General features: G+C 72.3%; 17 protein-coding genes. 7 read left to right on the top strand and 10 right to left on the bottom strand.

Going from position 1 to position 18,128, the window contains the following annotated elements; genetic code table 11:
* Window positions 1-186: 186 nt before the first annotated feature.
* On the top strand, window positions 187-2,025 hold the full coding sequence (locus ACWC0C_RS21360) for an HSP90 family protein (protein ID WP_450865252.1): 1,839 nt from the start codon (window positions 187-189) through the stop codon (window positions 2,023-2,025).
* On the top strand, window positions 2,022-5,489 hold the full coding sequence (locus ACWC0C_RS21365) for a tetratricopeptide repeat protein (protein ID WP_450865253.1): 3,468 nt from the start codon (window positions 2,022-2,024) through the stop codon (window positions 5,487-5,489). Before ACWC0C_RS21360 ends, ACWC0C_RS21365 begins: the two co-directional genes overlap by 4 nt.
* Before the next feature lie 51 nt (window positions 5,490-5,540).
* On the opposite strand, the gene ACWC0C_RS21370 is transcribed toward ACWC0C_RS21365, so the two are convergent.
* Complete coding sequence (locus tag ACWC0C_RS21370) at window positions 5,541-7,211, bottom strand: DAK2 domain-containing protein (RefSeq protein WP_450865254.1); 1,671 nt, start codon at window positions 7,209-7,211, stop codon at window positions 5,541-5,543.
* A gap of 261 nt (window positions 7,212-7,472) precedes the next feature.
* Between ACWC0C_RS21370 and rpmB the strand changes: the two genes are divergently transcribed.
* Window positions 7,473-7,658 (top strand): 50S ribosomal protein L28, encoded by a 186-nt coding sequence (rpmB, locus tag ACWC0C_RS21375; protein WP_003993230.1) that lies wholly within the window; start codon window positions 7,473-7,475, stop codon window positions 7,656-7,658.
* Between the two features lie 90 nt (window positions 7,659-7,748).
* Here the strand turns inward: rpmB and thiD are convergent, their stop codons facing one another.
* Both thiD and ACWC0C_RS21385 read right to left on the bottom strand, forming a co-directional pair.
* Window positions 7,749-8,534, bottom strand: a complete 786-nt coding sequence (gene thiD / locus ACWC0C_RS21380; RefSeq protein ID WP_450865255.1) for a bifunctional hydroxymethylpyrimidine kinase/phosphomethylpyrimidine kinase — start codon at window positions 8,532-8,534, stop codon at window positions 7,749-7,751.
* Window positions 8,531-9,496, bottom strand: coding sequence for a thiamine-phosphate kinase (locus ACWC0C_RS21385; protein ID WP_449201413.1), 966 nt, complete (start codon window positions 9,494-9,496; stop codon window positions 8,531-8,533). Before ACWC0C_RS21385 ends, thiD begins: the two co-directional genes overlap by 4 nt.
* A 247-nt stretch (window positions 9,497-9,743) precedes the next feature.
* Between ACWC0C_RS21385 and ACWC0C_RS21390 the strand changes: the two genes are divergently transcribed.
* Together ACWC0C_RS21390 and ACWC0C_RS21395 are read left to right on the top strand one after the other, a co-directional pair.
* Window positions 9,744-9,977, top strand: a complete 234-nt coding sequence (locus tag ACWC0C_RS21390; RefSeq protein ID WP_069778518.1) for an Lrp/AsnC family transcriptional regulator — start codon at window positions 9,744-9,746, stop codon at window positions 9,975-9,977.
* Window positions 9,978-9,997: 20 nt separating this feature from the next.
* Window positions 9,998-10,516 carry a DUF3515 domain-containing protein gene (locus ACWC0C_RS21395; protein ID WP_450865256.1) on the top strand — a complete coding sequence of 173 codons (519 nt, stop codon included), beginning with the start codon at window positions 9,998-10,000 and terminating at the stop codon, window positions 10,514-10,516.
* Between the two features lie 10 nt (window positions 10,517-10,526).
* On the opposite strand, the gene ACWC0C_RS21400 is transcribed toward ACWC0C_RS21395, so the two are convergent.
* The 3 genes from ACWC0C_RS21400 to ACWC0C_RS21410 form a co-directional block, all read right to left on the bottom strand.
* Window positions 10,527-11,684 carry a D-alanine--D-alanine ligase family protein gene (locus ACWC0C_RS21400; protein WP_449201411.1) on the bottom strand — a complete coding sequence of 386 codons (1,158 nt, stop codon included), beginning with the start codon at window positions 11,682-11,684 and terminating at the stop codon, window positions 10,527-10,529.
* 103 nt (window positions 11,685-11,787) lie between these two features.
* Window positions 11,788-12,798, bottom strand: coding sequence for an NAD(P)H-dependent glycerol-3-phosphate dehydrogenase (locus tag ACWC0C_RS21405; RefSeq protein WP_450865257.1), 1,011 nt, complete (start codon window positions 12,796-12,798; stop codon window positions 11,788-11,790).
* Window positions 12,795-13,589 carry a lysophospholipid acyltransferase family protein gene (locus ACWC0C_RS21410; protein ID WP_450865258.1) on the bottom strand — a complete coding sequence of 265 codons (795 nt, stop codon included), beginning with the start codon at window positions 13,587-13,589 and terminating at the stop codon, window positions 12,795-12,797. The genes ACWC0C_RS21405 and ACWC0C_RS21410 overlap by 4 nt, the downstream gene beginning before the upstream one ends.
* Window positions 13,590-13,743: 154 nt before the next feature.
* On the opposite strand from ACWC0C_RS21410, the gene cofC reads away from it, so the two are divergent.
* Together cofC and ACWC0C_RS21420 are read left to right on the top strand one after the other, a co-directional pair.
* Window positions 13,744-14,382: a 2-phospho-L-lactate guanylyltransferase gene (gene cofC, locus ACWC0C_RS21415; protein WP_449201408.1), complete on the top strand. Its 639-nt coding sequence runs from the start codon at window positions 13,744-13,746 to the stop codon at window positions 14,380-14,382.
* Window positions 14,383-14,504: 122 nt separating this feature from the next.
* Complete coding sequence (locus tag ACWC0C_RS21420) at window positions 14,505-14,708, top strand: hypothetical protein (RefSeq protein ID WP_449201407.1); 204 nt, start codon at window positions 14,505-14,507, stop codon at window positions 14,706-14,708.
* 71 nt (window positions 14,709-14,779) lie between these two features.
* Here ACWC0C_RS21420 and ACWC0C_RS21425 read toward each other — a convergent pair whose 3' ends face one another.
* From ACWC0C_RS21425 to leuC, 4 genes are all read right to left on the bottom strand, one after another.
* A complete protein-coding gene (locus tag ACWC0C_RS21425; protein ID WP_449201406.1) occupies window positions 14,780-15,436 on the bottom strand; it encodes an HU family DNA-binding protein in 657 nt (218 codons plus the stop codon).
* Between the two features lie 136 nt (window positions 15,437-15,572).
* Window positions 15,573-15,803 (bottom strand): SCO5555 family protein, encoded by a 231-nt coding sequence (locus ACWC0C_RS21430; protein WP_449201405.1) that lies wholly within the window; start codon window positions 15,801-15,803, stop codon window positions 15,573-15,575.
* A 265-nt stretch (window positions 15,804-16,068) separates the two neighbouring features.
* Window positions 16,069-16,662, bottom strand: a complete 594-nt coding sequence (gene leuD, locus ACWC0C_RS21435; RefSeq protein WP_449201404.1) for a 3-isopropylmalate dehydratase small subunit — start codon at window positions 16,660-16,662, stop codon at window positions 16,069-16,071.
* 6 nt (window positions 16,663-16,668) lie between these two features.
* On the bottom strand, window positions 16,669-18,093 hold the full coding sequence (leuC, locus tag ACWC0C_RS21440; RefSeq protein ID WP_449201403.1) for a 3-isopropylmalate dehydratase large subunit: 1,425 nt from the start codon (window positions 18,091-18,093) through the stop codon (window positions 16,669-16,671).
* Window positions 18,094-18,128: the final 35 nt, after the last annotated feature.

Consider the following 18,128-nt stretch of genomic DNA (forward strand, 5'->3'; position numbering starts at 1 on the left):
CCTGCGGATGTGCCGCGGCGGCTGTCCGGGGGATTCTTCGCAGGATCTCGGACGAATCGGGAAACCCCTGGTCAGGTGGGCTGTTTCGGCTCTAGGATGACGCGCTCCGGCCATCCTTCGCGGTCACCGCCCCGCCGGGACCGCCCGACCCCGCGCCGCACGCACTCCCCCTCCGGCGCAGTGACGATGGACTCCCAGACCCCACAGTCATCCCAGGCATCCCAGCCGCCTCACCCACCTCACACGTTCCAGGTCGACCTGCGCGGTCTCGTGGACCTGCTCTCCCATCACCTCTACTCCAGCCCCAAGGTCTATCTGCGCGAGCTGCTGCAGAACGCCGTCGACGCCATCACGGCACGGCGGGGTGCGGAGCCCGACGCCCCGGCCCGGGTGCGGCTGTACGCCGACGGCGGCGGCCTGCGGGTGGAGGACAGCGGTATCGGGCTCACCGAGGCCGACGTGCACGATCTGCTGGCCACCATCGGGCGCAGTTCCAAGCGGGCCGAGGGCCTGCGGGAGGCCCGCTCGGACTTCCTCGGCCAGTTCGGCATCGGCCTGCTCGCCTGCTTCGTGGTCGCCGAGCGGATCCGGGTGGTCAGCCGCAGCGCCCGTACGCCCGGCGCGCCGCCGGTGGAGTGGACGGCGCGCGACGACGGGTCGTACACGGTCCGGACCCTGCCCGGCTCCGCGCGGCCCGAGCCCGGCACGACCGTGCACCTGACCGCGCGGCCCGGCGCGGCCGAGTGGCTGTCGCCGGAGCGGGTGCGGACCCTGGCCCGGGACTTCGGTGCCCTGCTGCCGTACGACGTCCGGGTGGGCGAGGAGCCGGTCACCGATCTGCCCGCGCCCTGGGACCGTTCGTATCCGAGCCCCGCCGGCAGAAGGGTGGCGCTGGCCCGGCACTGTCACGAGCTGTTCGGGTTCACACCGCTGGACTCGATCGACCTGGACGTGCCGCTGGCCGGGATCCGCGGGGTGGCGTACGTGCTGCCGTCGGCCGTGAGCCCTGCCCAGCGGGCGACGCACCGGGTGCACCTGAAGGGCATGCTGCTGACCGAGCGGGCCGAACAGGTGCTGCCCGACTGGGCGTTCTTCGTGCGCTGTGTGCTGGACACCGACAGCCTTCGGCCCACGGCCTCGCGCGAGGCGCTGTACGAGGACGAGACGCTGGCCGCCGTGCGGGAGGCTCTCGGGGAAAGGATCCGCTCGTGGCTCACGGGGCTCGCCGCCGGTGATCCGGAGCGGCTTGCGGCCTTCCTCGCCGTGCACCACCTGGGGGTGAAGTCGCTCGCCCGGCACGACCGCGACATGCTGCGCACGATGCTGCCCTGGCTGCCGTTCGAGACGACCGACGGACAGCTGTCCCTGGAGGAGTTCGCGCAGCGGCACCCCGTGGTGCACTTCACGCGGACCGTCGAGGAGTACCGGCAGGTCGCGCCGATCGCCTCCGCGCAGGGCGTCGGGGTCGTCAACGGCGGCTACACGTACGACAGCGAACTGGTCGAGGCGCTGGCGTCGGTGCGGCCGGGGACGGTGGTCGCCGAGCTGGACGCGGATACCGTGACCGCGCACCTGGACGCGGTCGACCCGGGCGAGGAGCTGGCGCTGTCCGGCTTCCTGGCAGCCGCGCGGGCGAAGCTGGACCCGCTCGGCTGTGACGTCGTCCTGCGCGCCTTCCACCCGCTGTCGGTGCCCGCGCTGCACCTGGACGACCGGTCCGCCCGGCACGAGCAGGCCCGCGCGGCGGCCGAGGAGCAGGCCAACGATCTGTGGGCGGGCATCCTCGGCTCGCTGCGCGGCAGCACGCCGCGCGCGCGTCTGGTGCTCAACCATCTCAACCCGCTGGTGCGGCGCATCGGTTCACTGAAGGACCCCGAACTGATCGGCACCGCCACCGAGTCGCTGTACGGGCAGGCCCTGCTGATGGCGCAGCGCCCGCTCAGGCCGGCCGACTCGGCACTGCTCAACCGGGCGTTCATCGGCCTGCTGGAGTGGGCCACGCATGGGGAGGACGGCCGTCGATGAGTGAGATCACGGACTTCGACGCGCTGCGCCGGGCGATGGCGGAGAACGGCGAACAGCCGGAGGGCCCGGGCCGCAACGCGCGCGCGGAGCGGCTGCTGGCCGAGGCGGAGGGGCTCGGTGTCCCCCTGGCCGTCATCGAGGCGCTCGGGCACCAGCTGAAGGTCTACAACTACAGCTCCGAGAAGGACAAGATGTTCGTCCCGTTCGCGCGGCTGCTGCGCATGTGGGACGAACGGCCCGAGGACTTCGACGCGTACGAGGCGCACTCGCTGCACTGGGTCTTCAAGTGGATGTCCGCGGGCATGCTGGACCAGCCGCACATCCCGCTCGCCTCGATCGAGAAGTGGCTCGGCGAGATGGAGCACCGCTACCGGCTCGCCGGGCACTCCGAACGGGCCGTGCGCAGCGCCGAGTTCAGCGTGGCCGCGCACGTCGGGGACCTGACGCGCGCGGAGCGGGCGTACGCGGCCTGGCTGGCCGCGGACCGGGACGCGATGGCCGACTGCCACGCCTGCGAGCTGCACGGACAGGGCTTCTGGCAGGCCGAGCTCGGGCGGGACGAGGAGGCGCTGGAGCTGTGGCGGCCGGTGCTGGAGGGCGAGTTCGCCTGCGCGCACGAACCGCACACCGTGCTGGCCTCCTCGCTGGCCCCGCTGCTGCGTCTGGGCCGCCTGGAGGAGGCTCGCGCACACCACCTGCGGGGCTTGAGGCTCGTCCGCCCGATGGAGTCGATGCGCGGCGCGTACGCCGACCATGTGGAGTTCTGCGCGCTGACCGGCAACGAGGCACGCGCGCTGGAGCTGCTCGCGGAACGGCCGGCGTACTTCACGGACACCGGGCATCCGCGCAGCCGGCTGGACTTCATGGCCGTGGTGGCGCTGCTGATGGACCGGCTGACCGAGCTGGGGCTCGCCGGACAGCGGGTGCCGGGACCGGTGGGGCGGACCTGGACCGCGGGGGAACTCGCCGCTCACGCACGCGTGGAGACACTCGACCTGGCCGGGCGGTTCGACCGGCGCAACGGCACGTCGCACGTCGGAGACCGGGCACGCGCGCGTATGGCCCAGCGGCCGCTGGTGGACCGCCTGCCGCTCGGCGTGCGCACGGTGCGCCCCGCGCCGGCACCGGTGACCGCGCCCCCGTCACCGCAGGCACCCGGCGAACCCGACCTGGCAGCCCTCCTGGCCGAGGCACGCCGGCTGTCGGAGACCCTGCGGCCGCATGCCCTTCAGGCCTGGGCGGCGGTCGCGCGGGCCGCGCGGGGAGCGGAACTGGAGCCCCGCGATCGCGCGGAGATCGCCGACCACGAGGCGATGGCCCGCGGCCCCGAGGGCATCGAGCTGTTCGAGCGGGCGGCGGCCCTGTACGCGGAGGCCGGCGACCCCGGCGAGGCACTGGCGGCACGCGCGCGTGGCGCATACGTCCGCGCCCTGACGGGCGAGGTGGACCTGGCTCTCAGGACGGTCACACCCTTGTACGACGAGGCCCTCGCCTTGTACGCCGAGGAGGCCACCGGCGTACGACAGACGGCCTCGGTGGTGATGAGCCGGGCCCGGATCCTGATGCGGGGCGTGCACGAGGGGGCTGTGTTCGAGGGACCGGCGACCATGTGGCCCGCGGACGAGGCGGCGGCGCCGGACGGCTCCGGGCAGGAGAAGCCTGTTGCGGGCGAGCCGGTACCGGGCGGGCACGCCCCGGACGGAGCGGCTCCGGAAGGGCCGGTCCTTGGCGGGCCCGTGCCGGAGGGCGCGGCGCGGGACCGGTCCGGGCCGGAGGGAACCGTCTCCCGCACGCCGGAGCCGCACCGAGCCACGCAGGAACAGGCCTCCTCGGGCGGGCCCGCCCCGGACGCGGTGACACCGGAAGGGACGGCGGCCCAGCGCCCCGTGCCGGACGGGTCGGGGCTCGGGCGGGAGGGACACGAGCGGCCGGCGTCGCGTGAGGAAGCGCGAGGAGAGCCCGAATCGGTCGCGGAGGGAGCGGCGCCCGAGGCAGCGGAGCCGGACCGGTTCGGGACGGACGCAGTGGCTCCGGAAGGGGCGGTCGCCCAGCGCACCGTGCCGGACGGGGCGGGGCTCGGGCGGGGTGTGGAGGCGCGGGGGGAATTCGCGGCGCGGGCCGAGCGGGCCGTGGGTGAGGTGCTGGCTCTGGTCGACGGGCGGACCGGCGACGACGTGCGGCTGGCCGCCCGGGCCGCGGAGGCGCGGGCGATGCTCGCCGAGCTGGCCGGGCTGCGGGGAGACGCCGGGCGGGCCGCCGAGCTGTTCCGGCGGGCGGCCGACGAGTACGTGAGCGCCGGGCTGCCGTGGTTCGCCGTGGAGTACGAGGTGCAGGTCGCCGCGCTGGCCCATCAGGCGGGTGACCCGGCCGGGGTCGAGCGGGCGCTGCGGTCCGCGCTGGAGCACGGCGGGCCGTACGTGGAGCCGGTCGGGCGGGCCCAGCTGCATCTGCAGCTCGCCGAGGTCGTCGGCGCCCGGGGTGAGGTCGTCGAGGCCGCCGAGCACGCCCTGCAGGCCGCGCACTGGGCCGACGAGGCGGGCGAGAGCGGCACGCTGGGCGCCTGGGCGCGGCAGCAGCTGGGCGGGTTCCTGTTGCGGCAGGGGCGGTGCGCCGAGGCCGCCGAGGTACTGGAGTCGGCACTGGCCGACCTGTCCGCCGAGACTCACGGGGACGGGGCCGTCGTACAGGCGCGGTGGTGGCTCGGCGACTGTCTGAGCGAGCTGGATGATCACCGGGCGGCGGCCGAACAGCGGCTGCGGGCGGCGGAGATCGCCCGGCACTGGCCCGAGCAGCAGGACCACGCCACGCTCGCCCACCTCGCCGCCGAGTCCCTGAGCAGGGCCGGTCTGCTGACGGAGGCGGAACAGGCCTACGCGAGGGCGGGTGAACTGTGGCGCGCGCTGGGCAACTGGGCCTTCCTCGTCCGCTCGCTGCGCGCCCGCGGCTGGCTGGCGCTGCGCGGGGAGGGCGGAGCCGAGGGCGCGCGGGAGTCGATGGCGGAGGCGGTGCGGGCGTGCGAGCGGGCCCGGGACGACGCGGCCGACCCGGTGTCCCGCGAGCAGCTCACGGCCGAACTGGCCCACACCCACCGCCAGTTCGCCGACCTGCTGGCCCGCTCGGCGGCCGAGGAGTCCGAGCAGTCCGAGGAGTCCGAAGACGGCGCTGGCCAGGCCGCTTGCGAGGCGGCGCTGGTCCAGCTGGACCGCGCGGCCGCCCTGTTCGGCACGCTCGGCGCGGACGGGCTGCACGACCGTACCGGTGCCGAACTCACCGCGGGCCGGCTGGAGGCCGACCTCGGCCGGCCCGCTCGGGCGGCGGCACGCGCGCGTGCCGTACTCGCGGCCTACGAGGGTGCCGACGAAGAGGACGAGACCGTACGGGCGCGGCGGGCGGAGGCCGCCCAGATGCTCGAACAGGGGGAACAGGAGGAACAGGGGGAACAGGGGGAACAGGAGGAAGCGTGAGGCCGGCTCGCTCCCCCGGCCCTCGACCCCCCGACCCTCACTCCCCGGCCCTCACTCCACACCGATGAGCAGCAGCGTCCCCTGCCTCCCGCCCCGGTACACCACCGTGTCCACGGCCAGGTAGGACTCCCGTACGCGGGCCTCCAGGTGCTCGGCGACGTCCTCGGGGGCCCCGTCGCCGACGACGAGGGTGACCAGCTCGCCGCCCGCCTGGAGCATGCGGTCCAGGACGGTCGCGGCGGTGGCGGTGACATCCGGGCCGATCACCGCCACGTCGCCGTCGATCAGCCCGAGCACGTCCCCGGCCTGGCAGATGCCGGCCGTCGTCCAGGACTGGTGTTCGGCGACGACGACCTCGGCGTACCGGGTGGCGCCCGCCGCCGCGGTCATCTGGACGACGTCTTCGTCGAACCGGCGCTCCGGCGCGTGCACGGCGAGCGCGGCGATGCCCTGGACCGCCGAGCGGGTCGGGATCAGGGCCACCCGGATGCCCTCGGTGCGGGCCTGTTCGGCGGCAGCGGCGGCCGTGTGGCGCAGCTCGGCGTCGTTGGGCAGCAGAACGACCTCGCGCGCGTGGGCGCGTCGTACCGCCTGCACCAGCTCCCCGCTGGCGGGCGGCTCCCCGGGGCGCGCGAGGACGGTCGTGGCGCCCGCCTCGGTGTACAGCCCGGCCAGGCCTTCGCCCGGCACGACGGCGACGACGGCCCGCTGGGCGCGCTCGCGCGGGGGCCGCTCGCCGCCGGTGTGCGCGTCCCCGAGCCCGAAGTGGGTGATCCGGATCCGGTACGGCCGTCCGGCCTCCACGCCCGCCTCCACGGCGGCGCCGGCGTCGTCCACGTGCACATGGACGTTCCACAGCCCGTCGCCGCCGACCACGACGAGCGAGTCACCGAGCGCGTCGAGGCGCGCCCGGAGCCGGGCCACGGCCTGGTCCCCGGCCTCCAGGAGGTAGATCACCTCGTAGGCGGGGCCGTCGGCGTCGGTGGCGTCGGCGCAGAGGTCGGCATCGGACACGCTCTCCACGCGCGCGTGCCCGCCGGAAAAGCCGTCCGGGGCCTCCCGCACCGCCTCCCCCGTGAACGCCTCCACCAGCGCCCCCAGAATCGTCACGAGCCCCCGGCCGCCCGCGTCGACCACTCCGGCCCGGCCGAGGACGGCCAGCTGCCCCGGAGTGGCCGCCAGGGCCGTCCGCGCGCCCTCGTAGGCCGCCCGGGCGACCGTCCCGCAGTCGCCCTCGGCCTCCTCCGCGGCCTCGGCGGCGGCCGAGGCGACGGTCAGTACCGTGCCCTCGACGGGATGGGCCACCGCCTGCCGGGCGGAGTCGGCGGCACGCCGCAGCGCCAGCCGCAGCCCCGCGCCGTCGATGTGCGTCCCGCGCCCGGTGTCGTCGGCCAGCACCTGTGCCATGCCCCGCAGCAGCTGCGCCAGGATCGTCCCGGAGTTGCCGCGGGCCCCGATGAGCGCCCCGTGGGCCATCGCGTGCACGGCGTCCGCCAGGGACGGCTCCCCGGCGCCCGTCTCGTACCCGGCGAACACCGCGTCCACGGCCGTCGCCGCCGACTCCAGGGTGAGGTAGAGATTGGTTCCGGTGTCGCCGTCGGCCACCGGGTACACGTTGATCGCGTCGATCTCCTCACGCGCGCGCGCCAGCGCCCTGAGCGCCAGACCGCACCAGGTGCGCACCGCGAGAGCATCGAGGAATGTCTGCGGCACCTGCGCCACCTGCGCCTCCCTGACCTGCTGGCTGGACGTGGACGCAGCGTAGACCCCGAGGCGGTGTCCTCCGGAAGAGGGCCGGGAGCGGGGCCCTGAGCTGCCATGGTAGTTTCGTTGTACGGACGCAGTCGTTGTATGCTGCTCCGGTTGCCCGATCCTGATCGGGCCGTTCCCCTGGCAACGCCACTCAAGATCTCAGGTCTTAGGATCTCGATCCCGGCATGCCGGGATTATCCGTAAGTGCATCTGAAGTCTTTGGAGTGACCCGTGGCTGCCAACTGCGACGTCTGCGGCAAGGGGCCGGGCTTCGGCAACAACATCTCGCACTCGCACCGCCGTACGTCCCGCCGCTGGAACCCGAACATCCAGCGTGTGCGTACCGTGGTCGGCGGGACGCCGAAGCGCGTGAACGCCTGCACCTCGTGCATCAAGGCCGGCAAGGTCTCGCGCTGACGCCAACAGCTGAGCGCGCGGCCACTGCTGGTTCGCTGCACTGAGCCGGTCCACCGAAAGGTGGGCCGGCTTTTTGCCGTGCTCCGGCGCTCACGCCCGCATGCGCCACCCGTGGTCCACGGGACCGATCCCCGCGCCCAGCGCGAACCCGGCCGCGATGGCCCCCGTGACGTACTCCTTGGCCGCTGTGACCGCCTCCGGCACGTTCAGGCCCCTCGCCAGCCCCGAGGCGATCGCGGAGGCCAGCGTGCAGCCCGTGCCGTGCGTGTGCCGGTTGTCGTGGCGGGGCGCCCGCAGCCGGTACTCCTCGGAGCCGTCGGTCAACAGGTCGACCGCGTCTCCCGCCAGGTGCCCGCCCTTGATCAGCACCCACCGCGGCCCGTACTCCAGCACGGCCGCCGCGGCCCGTCGCAGATCATCCTCCGACTCGACCCGCACCCCCGTGAGTTGGGCCACCTCGTCGAGATTCGGGGTGGCGACCGTGGCCGCCGGGAGCAGCTTCGTGCGTACGGAGTCCAGCGCGGAGGCGGCCAGCAGCGGGTCGCCGTGCTTGGAGACGCCCACCGGGTCCACCACGGCCGGCGCGTCCGTGCCGGAGATCAACTCGGCGACCGCCTCGACCAGTTCCGCCGAGGCCAGCATGCCGGTCTTCACGGCCTGGACGCCGATGTCGTCCACGACACTGCGGTACTGGGCCCGCACGGCCGCCACGGGCAGCTCCCAGGCGCCCTGGACGCCCAGTGAGTTCTGCGCGGTCACGGCCGTGATCACGCTCATCCCGTGCACGCCGAGCGCCAGCATCGTCTTCAGGTCGGCCTGGATGCCGGCGCCGCCCCCCGAGTCGGAGCCCGCCACGGTCAGCACGCGGGGGATCATGACTCGATGTCCCCGAAGTGGTCCCAGCCGCCCTTGCTGGTCCAGGGCGCCCCGTCGACGGTCACCTGGGGCAGCGCGGAGGGGTTGAGGACCTCGCCGATGACCTTCCAGCGGGCCGGGAGCTTGGTGTCCGGCGGGAAGGTCGCGACGATCGCGTGGTCCTCTCCCCCGGTCAGCACCCACTGCAGCGGGTCGACGCCGACGGCCTGCCCGATGTCGTTCATCTGGGTCGGGATGTCGATCGCGCCGGAGCGGATGTCGATGCGGACCTTGCTGGCCTCGGCGATGTGCCCGAGGTCGGCGATCAGCCCGTCGCTCACGTCGCACATCGCCGTCGCGCCGAGCGCGGCGGCGGCCGGGCCCGCGTGGTACGGCGGCTCGGGGCGCCGGTGGGCCTCCACGAAGGCGCGCGGGGAGCGGAAGCCGCGGGAGAGCACCGCGTATCCGGCCGCGGACCAGCCCAGCCAGCCCGTGACGGCCACCAGGTCGCCGGGCTGGGCTCCCGCGCGCGTGACGGGCTCCTGGTTGCGCAGATCGCCGAGCGCGGTGATCGACACCATGATCGTGTCGCCGCGCACGACGTCGCCGCCGACCACGGAGGCGCCCGCCACCTGGCACTCGTCGCGCAGGCCGTCCATCAGCTCGCTCGGCCAGGTCACCGGGAGCTCGGCCGGCACGACCAGGCCGAGCAGCAGGGCGGTCGGTACGGCGCCCATCGCGGCGATGTCAGCGAGGTTCTGTGCCGCCGCCTTGCGGCCGACGTCGTAGGCCGTGGACCAGTCGCGGCGGAAGTGCCGCCCCTCCAGCAGGATGTCGGTGCTCGCCACCACCCGCCGGTCGGGCGCGGCGACCACCGCGGCGTCGTCGCCGGGGCCGACCCGGACCGCCGGTGTGGTGGTGAGACGGGAGGTGAGCTCCCTGATGAGCCCGAACTCCCCGAGCTCACCAACAGTGCCCTTCATTGTTCTGGCTCCCCTTCTCTGCCATGCCGTGCCCACTCGCGCGTCATCAGTGTCCCCGATACGGTCGAGGTGGCTGTCGATACGGTCCGGATGACCGTCGATACGGTCCATGCGACCGTCAACTTCCGTCGTGCCTGCACCCTGGCGCGCAAGCCCGGTTCCCGCAGGTCTCCCCGCGGGGAGCGGCAACGCGATACCGTGGCGTTCCTTTTCCCCACATGATCCTCGTGGCCGCCCTGGAGGTTCCGTGGTACAGGCGTACATCCTGATCCAGACGGAGGTCGGCAAGGCGTCGACCGTCGCCGAGACGATCAGCAAGATCCCTGGAGTGATCCAGGCTGAGGACGTGACGGGACCGTACGACGTGATCGTGCGCGCCCAGTCCGAGACAGTCGACGACCTCGGTCGCATGGTGGTCGCGAAGGTCCAGCAAGTGGACGGCATCACCCGCACCCTGACCTGTCCGGTCGTGCATCTGTAGCCCCCGTCTACCCTTGGCCGGTGAACTTCTTCCGTCACCGGCCCCTCGGCCTGCTCGCGCCCGCGCTGCTGATCGCGGTCGCGGGCTGCTCATCGGCAGACGACAGCCCCACGGTGGCGGTTCCCAGCCCCGACGCGAAGACGGCGACGGTGTGCCGGGAACTGCACCGGGTGCTGCCGCAGAAGCTCGACGGACGGAGCCGCAACGACCCCGAACCCCACTCCGCCTACACGGCGGGCTGGGGAAACCCGGCGATCATACTGCGCTGCGGTGTCGTACGGCCGCCGAAGATGATCGATCCGAAGGTGGCAGAGGGCGGTGACCCCGACGCCATCGCGGGCGGGGTGAACGGCGTCGACTGGCTGATGGAGAAGCAGGGCGACGGCACCTGGCGGTTCACCAGCGCCGGCCGCCTGGCGTATGTGCAGATCAGCCTGCCCAAGGGGATGTCCGCGCAGGAGGAGGGCACCGGCGTACTGACGGGCCTCGCGCCCGCGGTGAAGAAGGCGATCCCCAAGGGGATCGCCTCCATGAGGTGAGCGTGCGGGCTCAGCGCAGTCCGGTCGGGCGGCGCAGCGCCGCCTGGACCAGGCGGTCGATCAGCTCGGGGTAGCTGACGCCGCTGGCCTGCCACATCTGCGGGTACATCGAGATCGGCGTGAAGCCGGGCAGGGTGTTGACCTCGTTGATCACGAACTCGCCGTCCTCGGTGAGGAAGAAGTCCGCGCGGACCAGGCCCTCGCAGGAGACCGCCTCGAAGGCCTGCACCGCGAGCCGCCGCACCTCGGCCGTCTGCTCCTCGGTGAGCGGCGCCGGGACGATTCCGGGCGTGGAGTCGATGTACTTGGCCTCGAAGTCGTAGTACGCGTGCGCGTCCGGCGGCGGGATCTCGGCCGGCACGGAGGCGCGCGGCCCGTCCTCGAACTCCAGTACGCCGCACTCGATCTCGCGGCCCCGCACGGCGGCCTCGACCAGGATCTTCGGGTCGTGCGCCTGCGCGGTGGCGATCGCCTCGTCCAGGCCGGACAGGTCGTCGACCTTGGTGATGCCGATCGACGAACCCGCACGCGCGGGCTTCACGAACAGCGGCCAGCCGTGCTCACCGGCGAAGTCGACGATCTTCTTGCGGGCGGCGGACTCGTCCCGCTCCCACTCGCGGGGCCGGATCACCACGTAGGGGCCGACCTCGAGCCCGTAGGACGTGAAGATCCGCTTCATGTACTCCTTGTCCTGGCCGACGGCCGAGGCGAGCACACCGGCGCCCACGTACGGCACCCCGGACAGCTCCAGGAGGCCCTGGAGGGTGCCGTCCTCGCCGTACGGGCCGTGCAGCACCGGGAAGACCACGTCGACCTCGCCGAGCGCCTTGGGCACCGAGCCGGGCTCGCTGTAGACGACCTCGCGGTTGGCGGGGTCGACCGGGAGCACCACGCCGCCCTCGGCGGACTCGGCCAGTTCCTCGACCGCCGGTACCCGGCGGTCGGTGATGGCCATCCGCTCCGGCTCGTCGGCCGTCAGTGCCCAACGGCCGTCCCGGGTGATGCCGATCGGCAGGACGTCGTACTTCGTCCGGTCGATGGCCTTGAGGACGGCGCCGGCGGTGACCACGGAGATCCCGTGTTCGGAACTGCGCCCGCCGAACACGACGGCCACGCGCGGCTTGCGGGACGGCTGCTCGGGGCTCTGGGGAAGGTTCTCGGTGCTCATATCGCGTTGAGAGTACCCGCTGGTATCCCCCGAGTCAGCGCCCGCTGGGCCGCCGTGACTTAGCGTCCCCCCAACGGTCGCTCAGCGTCGCACGGAGGGGGATTCAGCGCCTCTCGGACTTGGCGCTGCGCGACATCAGCTCCTTGAGGGCGACCACCGGCGGCTTGCCCTCGTGCACGATGTCCACGACCGTCTCGGTGATGGGCATCTCCACGCCGTGCCGGCGGGCCAGATCCGCCACCGACTCGCAGGACTTGACGCCCTCGGCGGTCTGCTTGGTGACCGCGATGGTCTCCTCCAGGGTCATGCCCTTGCCGAGGTTGGTGCCGAAGGTGTGGTTGCGGGACAGCGGCGAGGAGCAGGTGGCCACCAGGTCGCCGAGGCCCGCGAGTCCGGAGAAGGTCAGCGGGTCGGCGCCCAGGGCCATGCCGAGCCGGGTGGTCTCGGCGAGACCGCGTGTGATGAGCGATCCCTTGGCGTTGTCGCCGAGGCCCATGCCGTCGGCGATACCGACCGCGAGGCCGATGACGTTCTTGACCGCGCCGCCCAGTTCGCAGCCGACGACGTCGGTGTTGGTGTACGGCCGGAAGTACGGCGTGTGACAGGCGGCCTGGAGGCGCTGGGCGACGGCCTCGTCGGTGCAGGCGACGACGGCGGCCGCGGGCATGCGGGCGGCGATCTCACGGGCCAGGTTGGGCCCGGTGACGACGGCGATGCGGTCCGGACCCACCTTGGTGACGTCCTCGATGACCTCGCTCATGCGCATGGTGGAGCCGAGTTCGACGCCCTTCATCAGGGAGACCAGCACGGTGTCCGGGGCGAGCAGCGGGGTCCACTCGGCGAGGTTGGCGCGCAGGGTCTGGGAGGGGACGGAGAGGACCGTGAAGTCGGCGTCGGCCAGGGCCTCGGCGGGGTCGGTGGTCGCCCGGATGTTCTCGGGGAGTTCGACGCCCGGCAGGTAGTCGGGATTGATGCGGGTGGTGTTGATCGCCTCCGCGACCTCGGCGCGCCGGGCCCACAGGGTGACGTCGCACCCGGCGTCGGCGAGCACCATGGAGAAGGCCGTGCCCCACGAACCGGCGCTGAAGACCGCCGCCTTAACCGCCTTGCTCACTTGCCCTGCCCCTCCGGTTCCTTGCCCTGCGTCTGCGCCTGTGCCTGTGCCTGCGTCTGCGCCTGGGTGCGGCGCCGCTGTTCGATCCGCTCGCGGCGCGGGTCGTAGGGCGTCTCGGGCGCCTTCTCGCCGCGGATCTCCTCCAGCAGGCGGGTGATGGCCGCCATGATGACCTCGGTGGCCTCCTTGAGCAGGTCCGGGGTCATCTCCTTGCCGTAGAAGCGCGCGAGGTCCACGGGCGGGCCCGCGAGGACGTGATGGGTCTTGCGCGGCAAGAGGTTCGGTTTCTTGGCGTACGGCGGCAGCAGTTCGTTGGCGCCCCACTGGGCGACCGGGATGACCGGGCACTTGGTCTGCAGGGCGACACGGGCGGCGCCGGTCTTGCCGGTCATGGGCCAGCCGTCCGGGTCGCGGGTCAGGGTGCCCTCGGGGTAGAAGGCGACGCACTCGCCACGCTCCACGGCGTCGATCGCGGCCCGGAAGGCGCTGAGCGCGTCCGTGGACTCGCGGTAGACGGGGATCTGCCCGGTGCCGCGCATGGCGGCGCCCACGAATCCCTTCTTGAAAAGCCCGCTCTTCGCCAGGAATCGCGGAACCCGCCCGGTGTTGTACTGATAGTGCGCATACGCGAAGGGGTCCACGTGGGAATTGTGGTTCACCACGGTGATAAATCCGCCCTCGGCCGGAATGTGCTCCATTCCGCGCCAGTCCCGCTTGATCAGAACCACCAACGGCGGTTTGCAGAGCACCGCGGCGAAGCGATACCAGAAGCCGATTCTGCGGCGGGGCACAAGGACACCTTCCTCTAGGGGCTGCCACCCCGGCGGGGGCCGCACGATTGTCGCCCCGAGCCGCCGGTCTGTCGAGAACACCGTACGCCCCGCCACCGACGGCGCCAGATGGCGCGGGGGACAATGATCGTGACGAGAGAGGGACGGTACGCCGGTGCAGTGGACCTTGGTCATCCCGCTGAAGCCCCTGTCGCGGGCGAAGAGCAGGCTCTCGGACACCGCGGCCGACGGGGTGCGCCCGGGGCTGGCGCTCGCGTTCGCGCAGGACACGGTGGCCGCGGCGCTGGCGTGTCCGGCGGTGGCGGATGTGGCGGTCGTCACGGACGACGAGCTGGCGGCGCGTGAGCTGGCGGCGCTGGGCGCGCGGATCGTCCCGGACAGCCCGGCGGACGGCCTGAACGCCGCTCTGGCGCACGGCGCGGCCGTCGTACGGGAAATGCGCCCGCGCACACCGGTCGCGGCCCTGAACGCCGATCTCCCCGCTCTGCGCAGGGCCGAGCTGTTTCGGGTGCTGGCCGCCGCGGAGGGGTTTCCGCGGGCGTTTCTGGCGGATGCGGCCGGGGTGGGGACGACATTGCTCGCGGCGGCGGGTGATCGCGAACTGGCCCCCGCTTTCGGCGAGGATTCCCGAAGCCGGCATCGCGCCTCCGGGGCTGCGGAACTCCGGCTCTCGGGGGTGGATTCGGTGCGGCAGGACGTGGACACCGGCGAGGATTTGCGCGCGGCACTGGCGCTGGGGGTCGGGCCGTATACGGCCGCGGTGTCGGCGGGGTTGCTGATCCCGGGGTCCTGAGGTGCCGCTGCGCCCTGAAGGGGCGCGGGGAACTGCGCGATCAGCCGTGGACGGCCCGCAGTCCGCGGACGGCCCGAAGCCCTGCGGCGCCGCCCGCAACGGCGAGCATTAGGCTGGCCGTCATGCAGGCCACCGCATACACCTACGATCCCGAAACCCACAGCGGACAGGTGCTCCTCGACGACGGCACCCCGGTGCCGTACGACGCCGCCGCCTTCACCGCCGGAGGCCTGCGGCTGTTGCGGCCCGGGCAGCGGGTGCGGATCGAGACCGAGGGGCAGGGCGACTCCCTGCGCATCACCCTCGTAACCCTTCAAACCCTGTAACTGCCCTTACACACGCCGCGGGCCGGGCTCCCTGGAGGAGTCCGGCCCGGCGCGTGTGTGCCCCGGCGTCCTTATGACGTCGCCTTGCGGGCGGTCGCCTTCTTGGCGGTGGTCTTGCGGGCCGTCGACTTCTTGGCCGGGGCCTTCTTCGCGGTGACCTTCTTCGCCGGGGCCTTCTTGGCCGTCGCCTTCTTGGCGGTGGTCTTCTTCGCCGCCGTGGTCTTGGCGGCGGCTCCCTTGACGGCGGCCTTCTTGGCGGGCGCCTTCTTCGCCGCGGTCTTCTTCACGGCGGCCGCCTTCTTCGCCGGCGCCGCCTTCTTGGCCGTGACCTTCTTCGCGGCCGCCTTGGTGGTCTTCTTCGCCGCGGCCTTCTTGACCGTCGCCGCGGCGCCGCCGGTCAGGCTGCCCTTCGGCGCCTTCTTGACCGAGACCTCGCCACCGCGCGGCAGCTTCTTCGAGCCGCTCACCAGGTCCTTGAAGCCCTGCCCTGCGCGGAAGCGCGGCACGGAGGTCTTCTTGACCCGAACCCGCTCTCCCGTCTGCGGGTTGCGGGCGTAACGGGCGGGGCGGTCCACCTTCTCGAAGGACCCGAAGCCGGTGACCGAGACCCGCTCGCCCGCGACGACCGCGCGGACAATGGCGTCCAGGACATGATCGACGGCTTCGGCGGCCTGCTGGCGGCCACCCACCTTGTCGGCAATCGCTTCTACGAGCTGCGCCTTGTTCACGTCTTCCCCTTCGGAGACATCGCCAGAACGAAAGTGTTCAAGCTTTTTCGCACGTTAGGCAGATATATACCGCAAATCAAACACGAAACGGGCTTATCACCCTTGTGCCGCAACGGACTCGGTGATCTCGGGCTGTTCAGTGGTCCTCGTCGGGGATCCGACCCTCGTCGAGGTCCGCGTTGAACCGCTCGAGCCGCCTTGCCGCAGCGGCCGGATCGTGCTTGGCCGCGGCCGTAATGACCAGCAGCTTCCGGGTCAGCGCCATCCGTACGCCCTCCGGGACTTGCAGTGCGCGCACTCTTGCGTGCGCTTCCTTCAGCTGGTTCGCGACCGCCGTATAGAGCTGGAGTTGGCCGTCGTGTTCCATGCACAGATTGTGCCATCTGGGGCGAGTTGTCGCCTGCGCAGGGGGCAACTGCCGCCTCGAATGGCCTTCCAGGCACTTGCGGAGGACGCGATCCCAGCACTCACGTACCCAGGCAACGACCTTCGTAACGTGGGAAGTTGAGCGCGATGTGAGAAGCGTGCGGGGCTGTTCGGGCGCAGATATGGCTGTACCCCCAATCGTGGCGATCGGGGGTACAGAAGGGGTGTTGGCGTGGCCGAAACCAGCCCCGCGGAGGGGGTCCGGATCAGACCTGGAGGGTCCGCGGCTTGTAGCCGGGCCGCTTGGCCTCGTAGGCGGCGATGTCGGCCTCGTTCTGGAGCGTGATGGAGATGTCGTCCAGGCCGTTCAGCAGCCGCCAGCGGGAGTTCTCGTCCAGCTCGAAGGAGGCGGTGATGCCCTCGGCGCGAACCTCACGCGCCTCAAGGTCCACAGTGACCTCAGCAGTGGGGTCCGCTTCCGTGAGTTCCCACAGCGCGTCGACGATCTTCTGCTCCAGGACCACCGTGAGCAGGCCGTTCTTCAGCGAGTTGCCCCGGAAGATGTCCGCGAAGCGGGAGGAGATCACGGCCTTGAAGCCGTAGTTCTGCAGCGCCCAGACGGCGTGCTCGCGGGAGGAGCCGGTGCCGAAGTCGGGGCCGGCGACCAGGACCGTGGCACCCTGCCGCTCGGGGCGGTTGAGCACGAACTCGGGGTCCTTGCGCCAGGCCTCGAACAGCCCGTCCTCGAAGCCGTCCCGGGTGACCTTCTTGAGCCAGTGAGCAGGGATGATCTGGTCGGTGTCGACGTTGCTGCGGCGCAGCGGGACGGCCCGGCCGGTGTGCGTGGTGAAAGCTTCCATGACTGATCAGACTCCAGCGGGCACAGAGGTGTCGGACAGGTCGGCCGGGGAGGCCAGGTGGCCCAGGACGGCGGTGGCCGCCGCGACCTGCGGCGACACCAGGTGCGTACGACCGCCCTTGCCCTGCCGGCCCTCGAAGTTGCGGTTGGAGGTGGACGCGGAGCGCTCACCCGGGGCCAGCTGGTCGGGGTTCATGCCGAGGCACATCGAGCAGCCCGCGTGCCGCCATTCGGCGCCGGCCTCCTTGAAGACCACGTCCAGGCCCTCGGAGACGGCCTGCAGACCCACGCGCGCGGAGCCCGGGACGACCAGCATCCGTACGCCGTCGGCGACTTTGCGGCCCCGCAGCAGGTCGGCGGCGGCGCGCAGGTCCTCGATGCGGCCGTTGGTGCAGGAGCCTACGAAGACGGTGTCCACCTTGATGGAGCGCAGCGGCTGGCCGGCCTCCAACCCCATGTATTCCAGGGCCTTTTCGGCGGCGAGGCGCTCCGAAGCGTCTTCGTACGAAGCCGGGTCGGGGACGGACGCCGAAAGCGGCGCGCCCTGGCCGGGGTTGGTGCCCCAGGTGACGAACGGGGACAGCGACGCGGCGTCGATGACGACCTCGGCGTCGAACTCGGCGTCGGCGTCCGTCTTCAGCGTCTTCCAGTACGCGACGGCGGCGTCCCAGTCCTCGCCCTCGGGGGCGTGCGGGCGGCCCTTGAGGTACGCGAAGGTGGTCTCGTCGGGGGCGATCATGCCCGCGCGGGCGCCGGCCTCGATCGACATGTTGCAGATGGTCATCCGGGCCTCCATCGAGAGCTTCTCGATGGCGGAGCCGCGGTATTCCAGGACGTAGCCCTGGCCGCCGCCGGTGCCGATCTTCGCGATGATCGCCAGGATCAGGTCCTTGGCGGTGACGCCCTCGGGCAGCTCGCCCTCGATGGTGATCGCCATGGTCTTGGGGCGGGCCAGCGGCAGCGTCTGGGTGGCCAGCACGTGCTCGACCTGCGAGGTGCCGATGCCGAACGCCAGCGCGCCGAAGGCGCCGTGCGTGGAGGTGTGGGAGTCGCCGCAGACCACGGTCGTGCCGGGCTGGGTCAGGCCCAGCTGGGGGCCGACGACGTGCACGACGCCCTGCTCGACGTCGCCCAGCGGGTGCAGCCGCACCCCGAACTCGGCGCAGTTCTTGCGCAGCGTCTCCAGCTGGGCGCGGGAGACCGGGTCGGCGATGGGCTTGTCGATGTCGAGGGTGGGGGTGTTGTGGTCCTCGGTCGCGATGGTGAGGTCGAGGCGGCGGACCTTCCGGCCGTTCTGGCGCAGCCCGTCGAAGGCCTGCGGGCTGGTCACCTCGTGCAGCAGGTGCAGATCGATGAAGAGGAGATCGGGCTCGCCCTCGGCGCGCCGGACGACGTGGTCGTCCCAGACCTTCTCCGCGAGTGTCCTACCCATCGCTTTCCCTCCGGCCGGCACACGTCCACCGGCCC

The sequence above is a fragment of the Streptomyces sp. NPDC001709 genome, from assembly GCF_053596375.1.